A 14317-nucleotide genomic window follows, 5' to 3' on the forward strand; every position below is an offset into this window, starting at 1 on the left:
GGCTCCCGCCCACGTCATCACCACTCCGAACATGAGGTTTCTCCGTTCCCCGACTTGTGCCTCAAGGGTCGCCCCGCGTTTCGTCATCCGGCATCGGCCACCGGGTGTGTTTCGGCGGGCATTCGGGTCAGCCTCCCGGCGGATGGCCCGCCCGACCGGGGGCGGACGCGCGATCCACCCCGAGGACCTACGGTGGTGTGCCGTGGAGAGCACTCACCTGGGGTGGCGCGCGCTGGCCCGCCGCCAGTGGCCCCTGGCGTGCGCGTTGCTCTTCTTCCTCGGCACGGAGCAGGTCGGCGACGCGGGCTGGTGGCAGCTCCCGGGCACGGCCGTGGTGTGCGCGCTGGCCGTGCTGGCGCCCCGGCGGCCGTTCGACGCCGCGCTCGCCGCCGCCACCGCCGTGCTCGCCGGGTCCGCGGTGCTCAGGGCCGCCGGGCAGTCGCCCGCGCTGCCCATGGTCACCGGCCTGGCGATCTCCGAGACGGCGGCCGTCATGGCGATCGTCGCCGTGGCCGTGCGGCAGTCCCCGTGGCCGCGCGCGGTGGTCGCGGTGGTCGCGCTCGTCGCGGCGGCGGCGGTGTCCGGGCCGCTGCGGCCGAACTACTACCTCCAGCACTGGCCCGACACCGGGTACGCGGGGCCGGAGGTGTGGCAGCAGGTCCTGGGCGGGTCGGTGCTGCTCGCGCTGTCGATCGGCACCGGGCTGTACTTCCGGGCGCGGGACCGGGAGCGCGCGACGGCGGTGCGCGCCGAGGTGGCCGCGGCGCAGCACGCGGAGCGGATGGCGCTGGCGCGCGAGCTGCACGACGTGGTCGCGCACTACGTCACCGGGATCGTGGTGCACGCGCAGGCGGCGCAGGCCGTGCCGGCGGCGGCGCAGGAGGTGCTGCCGGTCATCGTGGACAGCGGGAACGAGGCGTTGACCGCGATGCGCCGGCTCGTGGGCACGCTGCGCGGCGCGGAGGCCGAGGCGCCCTCGCCGGCCGCGACCAGCGACCTGGCCGACGACGTGCGCGGGGTCGTGGAGCAGTCCGGGCAGCCGGTGCGCCTGCACGTGGACCTGCCCGACGCGGTGCCGCCGTCACTGGGCCGGTCCGTGCTGCGGCTGGTGCAGGAGTCGCTGACCAACAGCCGGAAGCACGCCGAGGGCGTGACGGCGGTGGACGTGTCCGTGTCCGTGTCGGAGGGGCGGGTGCACGTGGTGGTGGCCGACGACGGCCGTGCGGTGAGGACCGCCCCGGTGGGCGGGTCCGGCGGGTACGGCCTGGTGGGGATGCGGGAGCGCGTGGAGCTGCTGGGCGGCCGGTTCAGCGCGGGCGGGCGGGCGGGTGGCGGCTGGGAGGTCCGCGCCGAGCTGCCGGTGGCCGAGTGAGCCGGGCGGTGGCCCCGGGCCACCTGATCCGGGCCACCTGATCCCGGCTACCTGCTCCCGGTCCTGGGTTCGGGCAGGTCTGCGGGCAGCGGGTAGGTGAACGCCCGGGCCGGGTCGTCGAGCGCCAGGTGGTGTCCGGTGAGGTGCCGGCGGGGGCGTTGGGCGGGGATGGTGACCCCGGCGGCGGCGATGGCGGCGCGCAGGTCGCCGACCAGCCCCTCCAGCTCGGCGATGCGGGCCTCGTAGCGCGCCTGGGCGTCGCGGTGGGCGCGGACGACGGTCCAGAGCAGCTGGTAGCTGCTGCGCTCCGGATCTGCCTGCGCGGGGGCGGGTGTCGGCTCCGGTGTCGGCACGGGTGTCGACGCGGGTGTCGACGCGGGTGTCGGCACGGGTGTCGGCACGGGTGTCGACGCGGGTGTCGGCACGGGTGTCGCGACCAGGGTCACGGCGCCTTCGGCGGCGACCGGCTCGACGGCTGCCTGCTCGACAGGCGCCGACTCGATGGCGATCGGCTCGACAGCAGCCGGCTCGACGGACGGCGACCCGGCCATCGGCTCGGGGGCGGTCGGCGCGGGAACCTGCCCGGCGGGGCGCAGGCGGTGCTTCCTCGCCCACTCCGGACCGCCGATCAGGGCCGTGCTCACCTCGCCCACCCCTGGCCGGAGCCAGGCCGGCCGCGACCGCGGGTCCGGGGTGCCGCCCGACGCCAGCGTGTGCAGGTAGCGGGCGGTGGCCAGCACCTCCGGCGCCCTCTCCGGGTCCACCGCCGCCCTGATCACCGCGGCCACCCGGTTCCACGGCGGCCGGCCACCGGGCCGCGCGCCGGGGCCGATCCAGCGGCCCACCTCGGCGCGCACCGCGCCCAGCGAGCGGTTGTGCGCCCAGTGCCTGCGGTCCCGGGCGGCGTGCTTGAGGACCCTCCGGTACGCGGAGCTGAGCCGGCCGTGCCCGTCCGCCAGCTGCACGACCAGGTACAACGCCAGCCAGCGGTGCTCGCGGGACAGGTTCGGGTCGGTGAAGTCCGCCTCCGACCGCAGTACCGCCACCACTCGCTGCTCGCGGGCACCGGTTCCGGCGCCGCCACCGTCCTGAGCCACCACCGTCGCCCCTTCCACGCATCCGTCGAGACCGCTTTCGGACGCTACGGCCGATCCCGGCGACGCACGCGCCCAGACGGTCAAACCCCCTTTTCGTGTCACCCGGCCACGCGAGCGCCGGCGCTGGGTGTCAGCCGATCAGGTGAGGCAGGATCACCCCCATGTCGTTGCGCCTGCACGCCCCCGTCGTCCTGCCCTGCGATCCCGGCTGCTCCGTCCTGCGCGATGCCGTGGTCGACGTCGTGGACGGCCGGGTGGTGTTCGTCGGTCCGAGGACCGACGCCCCGGAGTTCACCGGCGAGGTCCGCGAGCTGACCGGCATCCTGCTGCCCGGCCTGGTCAACGCCCACGCGCACAGCCCGATGGTGGTGCTGCGCGGCCTCGGCGGCGACCTGCCGCTGCTGCGCTGGCTGCGCGAGGCCATGTGGCCGGCCGAGGCGAAGATGAAGCCCGAGGACATCGGGGCGGGCATGCTCCTCGGCGCGGTGGAGATGCTCCGCAACGGCGTGACGACCAGCGCGGAGATGTACTTCCACGGCGAGCAACTGGTGGACGCGGTGCTCCGGGCCGGGTCCCGGGTGCTGTTCGGCGCGGCGATCATGGACCTGCCGGGCATGCCGTGGCGGCCGATGACGGACGAGATCACCCGGTGGATCGATGCCGACGGCCTGCGGTTCGGCCCGGACGAGCGGATCGAGCTGAGCTACGGCCCGCACTCCGCGTACATCCTGTCGCCGGAGGCGCTGGGCGAGGTGGCGGGCGAGGCCCGGGAGCGCGGCGCGCTGCTCCAGATCCACGTGGCCGAGTCGCCCGAGGAGGACGTGGCGCAGCGCGAGTCGCACGGTTCGGTCCCGCGGCTGCTGGAGCAGGCGGGCGTGCTCGGCGGGCGGGTGCTGTCCGCGCACTCCGTGCACCTGTCGCCGGAGGACGTCGCGATCTACGCGAAGCACGGCGTGGGCGTGGCGCACTGCCCCGGCTCGAACACCAAGCTCGCCTCCGGCATCGCGCCGATCCGGTCCTACGTGGACGCGGGCGTCAAGGTGGGCCTGGGCACGGACGGCCCGGCGTCCAACGACGACCTCGACCTGTTCGAGGAGGCCCGGCTCGCGGCGCTGCTGGCCCGGGTGACCGCGCTGGACGCGACCGCGATGCGGGCGGCCGACGCGCTGCTGCTGGCCACCCGGGGCGGCGCGGCGGCGCTGGGCCGAGACGACCTGGGCGCGCTGGAGCCCGGCCGGTGGGGCGACGTCGTGCACGTCGACGTGGACGACCCGGCGTTCGCGACCGGCCTGGACGCGCCGGACGAGCAGGTGCTGGCGAACCTGGTGTGGGCCTCGGGCACGCGGCGCGTCAAGGACGTGTGGGTGGCCGGCAGGCAGGTCGTGGCCGACGGCGAGACCACCGACGTGGACCGGCACGAGGCGCAGGCCGGCGTGCGCGCCGTGTCCGAACGGCTCCGCTAGGCAACAGATCGACCCCCGGTGGCGTCTTGGAGGAGACGGCCGCACCCCACCGGGAGGACGCACGATGCCCCGCAGGACGTTGACCGGCAGGACGTCGGCCGCCGCGCTCGTGCTCGCCTCCCTGGTCGCGGGCGCGACGCCGGTGGTCGAGGCGTCGGGGGCGGCGCCCCCGCGGGAGGCGGCGGCGCGGTTCGCCGAGCGCCAGGTTCTGCTGGTCCGGCGGTTGGTGCCCGGATCGGCGGACGTGGTGGTCGGCGCCCGCACCCGCGGCTCGGGGCACGTCGCCACCGAGGTGCGCTTCACCACCCCGCGCGGCCCGGACGGGCTGTCCGTGCGGGTGGACGCGCCGGGCCGGTCGACGCCGGCCGGGGTGTGCGCGGCGGCCCGGTGCACGGGCGCGGTCGGTCAGCACGACGGCGGCCTGGTGGTGTTCGCCGTGGGCGCGCGCCGGCGCGCCGCCCACGGCTTCCGAGGCAACGGCGAGGTCGTGTCCGCGTCGGTGGCCGCGTCGTCGTCGGTGGCGGACCGCGCCCTCGCGTGGTTCGCCACCGACCGGGTGCTGACCTTCGCCGACCAGCCGGTCAGGGCCGGGGGCGCGGCCGCACCACGACCTCGGTGACGTGGGCGTCCTCGCCCGCGAGCACCGCGCCGAGCACGGCGGCGGCCACGGACTCCGCCCGCAGGTACAGGTTCGGCTCGTAGTCGCCGCTCTCCTGCTCGCGGACGCCGCGCTGCATGGGGGTGTCGACGCGACCGGGGTGGACCGACGTCACGCGCACGTCCTCCTCCTCGGCCCGCAGCACGTCGGCGTAGGCGCGCAGCGCGAACTTGCTGGCCGCGTAGGCGCCCCAGTTCGGGTTGGCCCGCAGGCCCGCGCCGGAGTTGACCAGCACGACGTGGCCGCGCCCGGCGCGCAGGAGGGGCAGCGCAAGCCTGGTCAGCTCGGCGACCGCGACGACGTTGAGGTCGAACGTGCGGCGCCACACGTCGGCGCCGGTGTCGGCCAGCGCGCCGAGTTCGGCGATGCCCGCGCTGTGCACGAGGACGTCGAGGCGGTCCAGCGGGGACACCGCGCCGGCGAGCGCGTCCGGGTCGGTCAGCTCGACGGGCCACGGCCGGGCACCGCCCAGCTCGTCTGCCAGCGCGGCGAGCGCGTCGGTGTCCCGGCCGCCCAGGAGCAGGTCGTGCGTCGGCGCGAGGGCGCGGGCGGTGGCCGCGCCGATGCCGCGCGACGCACCCGTGATCAGGGCAACGGGTCGGGTCATGGGAGGACATTAACGGGCAGGGGTCCGCGCCACCGCGTCCACGTCCGCACCTCTCGGGCGCGGACCCCTGCCCACCCCCGGATCAGCCGCAGATGCGGCCCTTGTCCTTCTTCCACGCGGCCACGACCGCGGGTCGCGGCTGGCTCGCGCCGCCGTCCGGCCAGTGCGACAGCGGGGTGTCGGCGGACGCGCCGTCGATCTCGCCCGGGTGCTGCACGGACACCAGGACGAAGTCGTCCTCGACGACCGGGCCGCACGTCTCCGCGCCGCGCGGCACGGTGAGGAACTGCTTCACCCGACCGCGGTACTTCCCCTCGACCGGCACGGCGAACAGGCCGTCGTTGGAGCCGAGCGCGTTGCCGTCGGTGGAGATCCACAGGTTGCCGCGGCTGTCGAACGCCACGTTGTCCGGGCACGAGATGGGCGAGACCTGCGACTTGTCGTAGCCGCCGAAGTAGGTGTCGGCGGCGTTCGGGTCGCCGCAGACCAGCAGCAGCTTCCAGGAGAACGCGGTCGCGGTGTTGTCGCCGCGGCGCTCCTCCAGCTCCAGCACGTGGCCGTGGCGGTTGTTGGGGCGCGGGTTGGGCTCGGTCGCGCCCTCCTTGCCCGCCTTGCCGCGGTCGGTGTTGTTGGTCAGCGCGGCGTACACGCGGCGGTTGCGCGGGTTCGGCTCGACGTCCTCGGGGCGGTCCATCTTGGTCGGGCCGACCTTGTCGGCGGCCTGCCGGGTGAAGACGTACACCTCCTCGGCGGTGAACCCGGGCACGAACGAGCGGTTCCCGGCGGCCAGCGGGATCCACTCGCCGGTGCCGTCGAACTCGCCGTCGGACGGCAGCGCGCCGGTGCCGGGGATCTCGGCGGCCGGGCTGTCGCCGGTGAACTTCGCGACGTACAGCGTGCCCTTGTCGAGCAGCTTCTTGTTGTGCTCGCGGGCGTGCTTGCTGTTGCCGGGCTTGTACCTCTCGTCGGAGACGAACTTGTACAGGTAGTCGAAGCGCTCGTCGTCGCCCATGTACGCGACCACGCGGCCGTCGCGGGCGATGATCACGTTGGCGCCCTCGTGCTTGAAGCGGCCGAGCGCGGTGTGCTTGACCGGCGTCGAGGTCGGGTCGAGCGGGTCGATCTCGACGACCCAGCCGAAGCGGTTGACCTCGTTGGGCTCCTGCGCCACGTCGAAGCGCTTGTCGAACTTCTCCCAGCGGCGGCCGGAGGCGCCGCCGGACAGGCCGTAGCGGCTCAGGCGGGCCTTGGCGACGGGGTCGGTGACGGTGCCCGCGTTGGCGAAGTACTGGTTGAAGTTCTCCTCGCCGGACAGGACCGTGCCCCACGGGGTCACGCCGCCGGCGCAGTTGTTCAGCGTGCCGAGGACCTTCGTGCCGGACGGGTCCGCGCTGGTCTTGAGCAGGTCCGAGCCGGCGGCCGGGCCGGTCATCCTGAACTCGGAGGTGACGGTGACGCGCCGGTTGTACCGGCGGTCGACCTTGGCTGTCAGCCTGCCGCTGCGGCGGTCGCGCTCGACCAGCACGACGGACATGCCGTGCGCGGCCCACGCGATCTCGACCTGCTCGCGGGTGGTGGAGTCGGCCCGCCAGCCGCGGAACATGGCGTCCTCGGTGCTGTACTCGTGGTTGCTCACCATGAGCCAGCGGTCGCCGGGGCCGCCGAGCGGCACCAGGCCGCAGAAGTCGTTGTTGTAGCCGAACTGCTTGGCCTGCGCGGCGGCGGTCTGGCGGTCGAAGTCGAAGGCCGGCGCGCCGGGCAGCACCGGGTCGCCCCAGCGGATCACGACGGACTGGTCGTAGCCGTCCGGCACGACGACGCGGTCCTCGGTGTTCGGGGTGACGGCGGTGAAGTTCAGGCCGTCCTTGCGGCGACCGGCCCCCAGGTCGAGGTCCGCGTCGGTGTTCCCGCGCGGCGCGGCGGCGGCCGTGCCGGAACCGAGGAGGCCGGCGCCCGCACCCGCGACGGCCAGCACCGCACCGGCCTTGAGCAGGCCGCGGCGACGCACGACGTCACCGACGACGTCACCGAAGTAGGCGTTGTCCGAGGTGTTGGGCGCCTCGTGGGCGCACGCGTCTCCGCAGCGGAACTTGCAGGTCATCGCCGACCGCCCGAGGGGGTGGTTGGGCAGCAGGGGCAGCAGGCGCCGACCCCGATCGGTGGATGAGGACACGCGGACCTCCGATATCGCTCAGTGGGAACTGGCCGAACGTAGGAGTGCAATCCCACGTGGAGCGGACTTCGAGGTGAACGCGGGGCGAACACCTCGAAGTCCCCACCGATCGAAATCACCTGGTCACCCGGGGTCACTCCCCGATGCGACGGCCCTCCCGCCACACCGCGACCACCGACGGGCGCGGCTGCGAGTCGCCGCCGTCGGGCCAGTGCGACGCCGGGTTGTCCGCGCTCGCGCCGTCCACCTCGCCGGGGTGCTGCACGCACACCGTGACGACGCGCTCGCCGATCACCGGACCGCACGTCTCCGCGCCGCGCGGGACGGTGAGGAACGCCGTGAGGTGGCCGCGCTCCCGCCCGGCGACCGGCACCGCGTACAGGCCGTCGTTGAGGCCGCCGAGGGCGCCGCCGGAGTCGCTGGAGATCCACAGGTTGCCGTGCCGGTCGAACGCCACGTTGTCCGGGCTGGAGATCGGCGACACCCGCGACTTGTCGTAGCCCGCGAAGTACGTGTCGGGCGACGCCGGGTCGCCGCACACCAGCATCAGGTTCCAGGAGAAGGACAGCGCGAGCGCGTCGCCGCCGCGCTCGGTCAGCTCCAGCACCTGCCCGTGCTTGTTGTCCACGCGCGGGTTCGGCTCGGTGGCGCCCTCCTTGCCCTCCTTGCCGCGGTCGACGTTGTTGCTCAGCGCGCAGTAGACGACGCCGGTGTGCGGGTGGGTCTGGATGTCCTCGGGGCGGTCCATCTTCGTGGCCCCCACCCGGTCGCCGGCGAGGCGGGTGAAGACGTAGACCTCCTCGGCGGTCATGCCGGGCACGAACGACCTGGTGCCGCTCGCCAGCGGCACCCACTCGCCGCGCCCGTCGAACCGGCCGTCGGACGGGAGCCTGCCGGAGCCGTCGATCTCGGCCGGCGGGCTGTCACCGGTGAAGCGGGCGACGTAGAGCGTGCCCTCGTCGAGGAGGGTCATGTTGTGCCGGCGGACGGACCTGCCGCCGCCGCGCCGCACCTTCTTCCGGGAGATGAACTTGTAGATGTACTCGAAGCGCTCGTCGTCGCCGGAGTAGGCGACCACGCGGCCGTCGCCGGCGATGCGGATGTTGGCGCACTCGTGCTTGAAGCGGCCGAGCGCGGTGTGCTTGACCGGCGTGGAGTCCGGGTCGTGCGGGTCGAGCTCGACGACCCAGCCGAAGCGGTTCGCCTCGTTGGGCTCCCGGGCGAGGTCGAAGCGCTCGTCGAAGCGCTCCCACTTGCGGGTGGTCGGGTTGTCCTTGATGCCGTAGCGGGTTTCGCGGGGGTCGCCGGTGGCCGCGAAGTACTGGTTGAAGTTCTCCTCGCCGGACAGGACCGTGCCCCACGGCGTGACGCCGCCCGCGCAGTTGTTGAGGGTGCCGAGGACGCGCGTGCCGGTCGGGTCGGCGCCGGTCTTGAGCAGGTCCGAGCCGGCTGCGGGACCCCGCAGCTCGAACGGCGTGGTGGCGGTGATGCGGCGGTTGCGCGGGGAGAACCGCGGGGTGAGGCGGCCGTCGCGGTCCTGGTCGACGCGGAGCACGGACAGGCCGTGCGCGGCCCACGCGACCTCGACCTGTCCACGGGTCGGGTTCGCCTCGTCGTAACCGCGGAACATGAACGGCTCGCCGGTGTACTCGTGGTTGGTGACCAGCAGGTTCGTCCGACCGGTCGGGTCGAGCGGCAGCAGCGCGGCGAAGTCGCAGTTGTAGCCGAACTGGCGGGCCTGCGCGGCGGCGGTCTGGCGGTCGAAGTCGAACGCCGGCGCGTCCGGGAACAGCGGGTCGCCCCAGCGGATGACGACGGCCTGGCGGTACCCCTCGGGGACGACGACGGCGTCGAGGGTGTTGGGCTCGACCGGCCGGAAGTCCAGGCCGCGGGCGGGGTGCCGCTCGGCCCCGGTCCCGTCGGCGGCGGGCGCGGCGTCGGCGGCGACCGTCGCGCTCGTCGCGGTGAGGGCGGCGCCGAGGACGACACCGGCCTTGATGGCGCTCCGGCGGTCGAGCAGGTCGCCGAAGTACGGGTTGCCCGAGGTGTTGGGCACGTCGTGGAAGCACGCGTCGCCGCAGCGGTACCGGCAGGTCACCGCCGCGCGACCGGGGGAGTGGTTGGCGAGCAGGGGCAGGTGTCTCACTCGTGCGCCTCCTACGGTCGATCCGGGACCAACCGACCGTAGGCCGGCGTTCACCGGTTGTTAACCCACGAGTTCCCCGGCGGCCGGCACGGCGTCGACGGGCCGCCCCGACATCCGGTCGGCGCGGTGGAGCGGCCGCGCTCGCACTACGGTCGGCGGTGTGGATGCGGTGGTGTTCGACCTGGACGGCGTGCTCGTGGACTCCGAGACCGTGTGGGACGAGGTGAGGCGGGCGTTCGCGACGGCGCACGGCGGCACGTGGACCCCGGCGGCGACGCGGGCGATGCAGGGCATGAGCACCCCCGAGTGGGGCGCCTACCTGGTCGAGGAGGTCGGCGTCCGGCTGTCCCCGGAGGACGCGGCGGCCGGCGTGATCGCCGAGATGGACCGCCGCTACGAGGCCGGTCCCCCGGTCCTGCCGCACGCCGTGGACGTGGTGCGCGCCGTCGCCGCGAGGTGGCCCGTGGCCATCGCCAGCTCGTCGCCGCCGAGCCTGATCGAGGCGTTCCTGCGCGCGACGGACCTGACCGGGGTCGTGCCCGTGGTGGTGTCCAGCGAGGCGGCGGGCGCGGGCAAACCCGCACCGGACGTGTACCTGCTGGCGTGCGCGGGGCTCGGCGTGGAACCGACCCGCAGCGCCGCCGTGGAGGACTCGACGAACGGCCTGCGCGCCGCCCTGGCCGCCGGGATGGCGGTGTACGCGGTGCCGAACCCCCACTTTCCGCCCGCCCCGGAGGTGCTGGCGGAGGTGACGGTGCTGCACGGGATCGAAGACCTGCCGGGCGCGCTGGGGGTGCCGCGGTCCTAGCGTTCACCCCATGGACCAACGGGTAGCGGTGGTGACCGGGGCGGCTCAGGGGATCGGGGCCCGGGTGGCGGCGGTGTTGCGGGCGGACGGGTACGAGGTCGTCGGGTTCGACCTGCGGGAGACCCCCGGCGGGGTGGTGGGGGACGTGACGTCGCCCGACGACGTGGCCCGGGTCGCCGACCGGGTCGGCGGTCGGGTCGACGTGCTGGTCAACAACGCGGGCATCTCGGGGATCGCGCCGTTCGAGGACGTGCCGCTGGAGGACTGGCAGCGGATGCTGGCGGTGAACCTCACCGGGCCGTTCCTGCTCACGCAGGCGCTCGGACGGGTGATGCTGGCGCGGAACAGCGGGTCGGTGGTCAACATCGCGTCCGTCGCCGGGCTGCGCGGCGTGGCGGACCGGGCGGCCTACAACACGACCAAGCACGGGCTGATCGGGATGACGCGCACGCTCGCCGTCGAGTGGGGCGGCCGGGGTGTGCGGGTCAACGCGGTGTGCCCCGGCTGGGTGAAGACCGAGATGGACGTCGCGGACCAGGCCGGCGGGCACTACTCCGACCAGGACATCACCGACCACGTGCCGATGGGCCGCTTCGCCTCCCCGGACGACATCGCGCAGGCCGTGTCGTTCCTCGCCGACCCCGCGCGGAGCGGGTTCGTCAACGGGGTCGCGCTGCCCGTGGACGGCGGGTGGACCGCCGACGGGTCCTGGCAGTCGCTGCGCCTCGGCAAGAGGTGAGGCGAGAGGCGTGATCCGCGCCACACCGATGTGCCCGCAGGGTGGTGGTCGCGTCCTACTCCGTGATCCGGTCGACGGGGAACAGGGGGACGCGTGAGCGGGACGTGGGTGCGCGGGACGGCGGCGGTGCTGGCCGCACTGGTCGCGGCGACGGCGCTGGTGGGCTGCTCGTCGAACTCGAGGGCGAAGGGCGGGTCGACCACGGTCAAGAGCACCAAGGGCGCGAACAGGACGAGCAGCGCCCGGAAGGCCGCCGGGAAGTGCGCGGACCTGGAGGTGTCCACCGGTCCGGGGTCGCCGGCGGAGGACGGTCGGCAGGTGCTGCTGATCGTGTTCACCAACCGCGGCACGGCCGAGTGCACCCTGGCGGGCTACCCCGGCGTGCGGCTGGACGGCGCGGACGGGCTCGGCTGGGACGTCGTGCGCAGGCAGGGCGCCGACTCCCCCGCGCTGACCCTGCGCCCGCGGGGGAAGGCGGCGGCCACGCTGACCTACGCGCCGCAGCCCGACGGCTGGGAGGTGCGCAGGCTGCTGGTCACACCACCGGACACCACCGCGACCCGGGAACTGGCCTGGCCCGCGGGCCGCGTGCTGCTCCAGAACGGGGCGACGCACCCGGCCACCCACGTCGGGCAGGTCGTCGCCCACGGCTGAGCGGTCCACGGCCGGCCCCCGGGGACCGGTGGCCTCCCCGCGCGGGGAGGCCACCGGTCACGAAGTGCGTCAGCGCTCCACGTCGCCGCGGATGAACGCCTCGACGGCCTCGTGCGCCGCGGAGTCCGAGTACTGCTCCGGCGGGGACTTCATGAAGTACGACGACGCCGACAGGATCGGGCCGCCGATGCCCCGGTCGAGGGCGATCTTCGCGGCGCGCACCGCGTCGATGATGATGCCCGCGGAGTTCGGGGAGTCCCAGACCTCCAGCTTGTACTCCAGGTTCAGCGGCACGTCGCCGAACGCGCGACCCTCCAGCCGCACGTACGCCCACTTGCGGTCGTCCAGCCAGGACACGTAGTCCGACGGGCCGATGTGGACGTTGCGCTTGCCCATGTCGCGGTCGACCTGCGAGGTGACGGCCTGGGTCTTGGAGACCTTCTTGGACTCCAGGCGCTCCAGTTCCTTCATGTTGAGGAAGTCCATGTTGCCGCCCACGTTCAGCTGCATGGTGCGGTCGAGCTGGACGCCCCGGTCCTCGAACAGCCTCGCCAGCACGCGGTGCGTGATGGTGGCGCCGACCTGGGACTTGATGTCGTCGCCGACGATCGGCACGCCCGCGGCGCGGAACTTCTCCGCCCACTCCGGGTCGGAGGCGATGAACACCGGCAGCGCGTTGACGAACGCCACGCCCGCGTCGATGGCGGCCTGCGCGTAGAACCGGTCCGCGTCCTCCGAGCCCACCGGCAGGTAGGAGACCAGCACGTCGACCTCGGCCTCGCGCAGCGCCGCGACGACGTCCACCGGCTGCTCGTCGGACTCCTCGATGGTCTCCCGGTAGAACCGGCCGAGCCCGTCGAGCGTGGGCCCGCGCTGCACGGTGACGCCGAGCGGCGGAACGTCGGCGATCTTGATCGTGTTGTTCTCGCTGGCGCCGATGGCCTCGGACAGGTCCGTGCCGACCTTCTTGGCGTCCACGTCGAACGCGGCGACGAACTCGACGTCGCGGACGTGGTAGTCGCCGAACCGGACGTGCATGAGACCCGGCACCTTGGTGTTCGGGTCGGCGTCGCGGTAGTAGTGGACACCCTGCACCAGCGACGCCGCGCAGTTGCCGACCCCGACGATGGCCACTCGAACGGTGCGGCGGTTGTCGCCCATGCCGAGTCCTCCTTCTTGTTCTGCTTGGTTCATTCGTCCCGCTCGCGCTGTTCGGCCTGTTCGGTCGCGATCAGCTCGTTCAACCACCGCACCTCGCGCTCGGAGCTCTCCAGCCCGAGCCGGTGCAGCTCCCGCGTGTAGCGGTCGATCCGCTCACTGGTCGCCGATAATGAGGTGCGCAGCCCCTCGCGGCGCTCCTCGACCCGCCTGCGGCGGCCTTCGAGGATGCGCATCCTGATGTCGGCGGGGGTGCGGGAGAAGAACGCCAGGTGGACGCCGAACGAGTCGTCGTCCCACGTCTGGGGACCGGCGTTGGCCAGCAGGTCGGCGAACCTCTCCTTGCCCTCCGCGGTGAGCTTGTAGACCTTGCGCGCCCGGCGCCCCCAGCGGACGGAGTCCGCCTCGGGCACTTCCTCGACGATGAGCCCGCCACGTTGCAACTTGCGCAGCGTGGGGTACAGCGTCCCGTAGGAGAACGCCCGGAACGCCCCCAGCAGCTCGTGCAGGCGCTTGCGCAGCTCGTAGCCGTGCATGGGCGCCTCGTGCAGCAGCCCGAGGATCGCGAACTCCAGCACCGGCACCTCCCCGCCCGATGAGCCCTGCCCGTACGCCGATGGGTGTGGCGAGTATATCGGCGCGATACATCCGCGCGCGCATTCCCGGTGTCGCGTGGCACACAGCGACCCCTGCCTTCGGCGCGCTGCCCTGAACGGCCCATCGAACGGTCGGGGGCGCCACGTACTCTGGTCGCGTGTCGACCCAACGCCAGGTCGTGGACTACGCGCTGCAGCGCCGTGCGCTGCTGGCGGAGGTCTACGCGGGCCGAGTGGGCACGATGGAGGTGTGCGACGCGAGCCCGTACCTGCTGCGAGCTGCGAAGTTCCACGGCCGACCGAGCGACGTGACCTGCCCGGTGTGCCGCAAGGAACCGCTCACCCACGTGTCCTGGGTCTACGGCGACGAGCTCAAGCACGCGGCCGGGTCCGCGCGCACCGCCGAGGAGCTCACGCGGATGGCGACCCTCTTCGAGGAGTTCACCGTGTACGTCGTCGAGGTCTGCCGCACATGTAGTTGGAACCACCTGGTGCAGTCATACGTCCTGGGAACGCGTGGCCTGAACTCTCGCAAGCCGCGCAGGAGGACCGCGGCGGAGTGAACCCGCTCCGACCGCGGACGCAGTTCCACCGAGGACCTGCGGCGTACGACCACCGAACCGCGTGCGCCCGCACGCCGGTCTTGGAGGCCATTTCGTGAACGACCAGCATGACGACAGGCAACGTGGCGGGGAGCCGCAGTGGCCGACCGGGGAGGACCCGGACGGCGGCGTGCAGCCACCTCGGCGTGGCGCCGGGAATCAGCCGGAGCGTCCGAACACCCCGCCAGGTGGTTTCGCGCGCCCCGACGCCCCGCGGCACGGCACCCCACCGGGCGGCTTCTCC

At 73.7% G+C, this 14317-nt stretch carries 13 protein-coding genes; 7 read left to right on the forward strand and 6 right to left on the reverse strand.

From position 1 onward, the window contains the following. The first annotated feature begins 202 nt into the window (after positions 1 to 202). Positions 203 to 1372, forward strand: coding sequence for a sensor histidine kinase (locus CKY47_RS03165; protein ID WP_306744064.1), 1170 nt, complete (start codon positions 203 to 205; stop codon positions 1370 to 1372). 47 nt (positions 1373 to 1419) lie between these two features. Here CKY47_RS03165 and CKY47_RS03170 read toward each other — a convergent pair whose 3' ends face one another. Then, positions 1420 to 2418: a hypothetical protein gene (locus tag CKY47_RS03170; RefSeq protein WP_306744065.1), complete on the reverse strand. Its 999-nt coding sequence runs from the start codon at positions 2416 to 2418 to the stop codon at positions 1420 to 1422. Between the two features lie 212 nt (positions 2419 to 2630). Between CKY47_RS03170 and CKY47_RS03175 the strand changes: the two genes are divergently transcribed. Both CKY47_RS03175 and CKY47_RS03180 read left to right on the forward strand, forming a co-directional pair. Next, positions 2631 to 3932 (forward strand): amidohydrolase family protein, encoded by a 1302-nt coding sequence (locus tag CKY47_RS03175; RefSeq protein ID WP_306744066.1) that lies wholly within the window; start codon positions 2631 to 2633, stop codon positions 3930 to 3932. Positions 3933 to 3996: 64 nt separating this feature from the next. Beyond that, on the forward strand, positions 3997 to 4551 hold the full coding sequence (locus tag CKY47_RS03180; RefSeq protein WP_306744067.1) for a hypothetical protein: 555 nt from the start codon (positions 3997 to 3999) through the stop codon (positions 4549 to 4551). Here the strand turns inward: CKY47_RS03180 and CKY47_RS03185 are convergent. The 3 genes from CKY47_RS03185 to CKY47_RS03195 form a co-directional block, all read right to left on the reverse strand. Further along, positions 4514 to 5197, reverse strand: a complete 684-nt coding sequence (locus tag CKY47_RS03185; protein WP_306744068.1) for an SDR family oxidoreductase — start codon at positions 5195 to 5197, stop codon at positions 4514 to 4516. The two genes, CKY47_RS03180 and CKY47_RS03185, sit on opposite strands and share 38 nt — an antisense overlap. Before the next feature lie 82 nt (positions 5198 to 5279). Then, the gene (locus tag CKY47_RS03190; protein ID WP_371320617.1) at positions 5280 to 7298 is read right to left on the reverse strand and encodes a PhoX family protein; all 2019 of its coding nucleotides are present in this window, start codon (positions 7296 to 7298) and stop codon (positions 5280 to 5282) included. A 205-nt stretch (positions 7299 to 7503) separates the two neighbouring features. Continuing rightward, on the reverse strand, positions 7504 to 9516 hold the full coding sequence (locus tag CKY47_RS03195) for a PhoX family protein (RefSeq protein ID WP_306744070.1): 2013 nt from the start codon (positions 9514 to 9516) through the stop codon (positions 7504 to 7506). 160 nt (positions 9517 to 9676) lie between these two features. Between CKY47_RS03195 and CKY47_RS03200 the strand changes: the two genes are divergently transcribed. The 3 genes from CKY47_RS03200 to CKY47_RS03210 all read left to right on the forward strand — a co-directional run bounded on the left by CKY47_RS03200 (position 9677) and on the right by CKY47_RS03210 (position 11717). Then, entirely contained in the window at positions 9677 to 10324 is a 648-nt protein-coding gene (locus CKY47_RS03200; RefSeq protein ID WP_306744071.1) for an HAD family hydrolase, read from the forward strand. Between the two features lie 10 nt (positions 10325 to 10334). Next, entirely contained in the window at positions 10335 to 11063 is a 729-nt protein-coding gene (locus CKY47_RS03205) for an SDR family NAD(P)-dependent oxidoreductase (RefSeq protein ID WP_306744072.1), read from the forward strand. Positions 11064 to 11156: 93 nt separating this feature from the next. Further along, entirely contained in the window at positions 11157 to 11717 is a 561-nt protein-coding gene (locus tag CKY47_RS03210; RefSeq protein ID WP_306744073.1) for a DUF4232 domain-containing protein, read from the forward strand. Positions 11718 to 11786: 69 nt separating this feature from the next. Here CKY47_RS03210 and CKY47_RS03215 read toward each other — a convergent pair whose 3' ends face one another. Both CKY47_RS03215 and CKY47_RS03220 read right to left on the reverse strand, forming a co-directional pair. Then, positions 11787 to 12878: an inositol-3-phosphate synthase gene (locus CKY47_RS03215; protein WP_306744074.1), complete on the reverse strand. Its 1092-nt coding sequence runs from the start codon at positions 12876 to 12878 to the stop codon at positions 11787 to 11789. 29 nt (positions 12879 to 12907) lie between these two features. Continuing rightward, the gene (locus CKY47_RS03220) at positions 12908 to 13453 is read right to left on the reverse strand and encodes a PadR family transcriptional regulator (protein WP_306744075.1); all 546 of its coding nucleotides are present in this window, start codon (positions 13451 to 13453) and stop codon (positions 12908 to 12910) included. A gap of 176 nt (positions 13454 to 13629) precedes the next feature. On the opposite strand from CKY47_RS03220, the gene CKY47_RS03225 reads away from it, so the two are divergent. Then, a complete protein-coding gene (locus tag CKY47_RS03225) occupies positions 13630 to 14034 on the forward strand; it encodes a DUF5318 domain-containing protein (RefSeq protein WP_306744076.1) in 405 nt (134 codons plus the stop codon). Positions 14035 to 14317 lie beyond the last annotated feature (283 nt).

This window comes from Saccharothrix longispora, from assembly GCF_030852425.1.
GTDB classification, from domain to species: domain Bacteria; phylum Actinomycetota; class Actinomycetes; order Mycobacteriales; family Pseudonocardiaceae; genus Actinosynnema; species Actinosynnema longispora.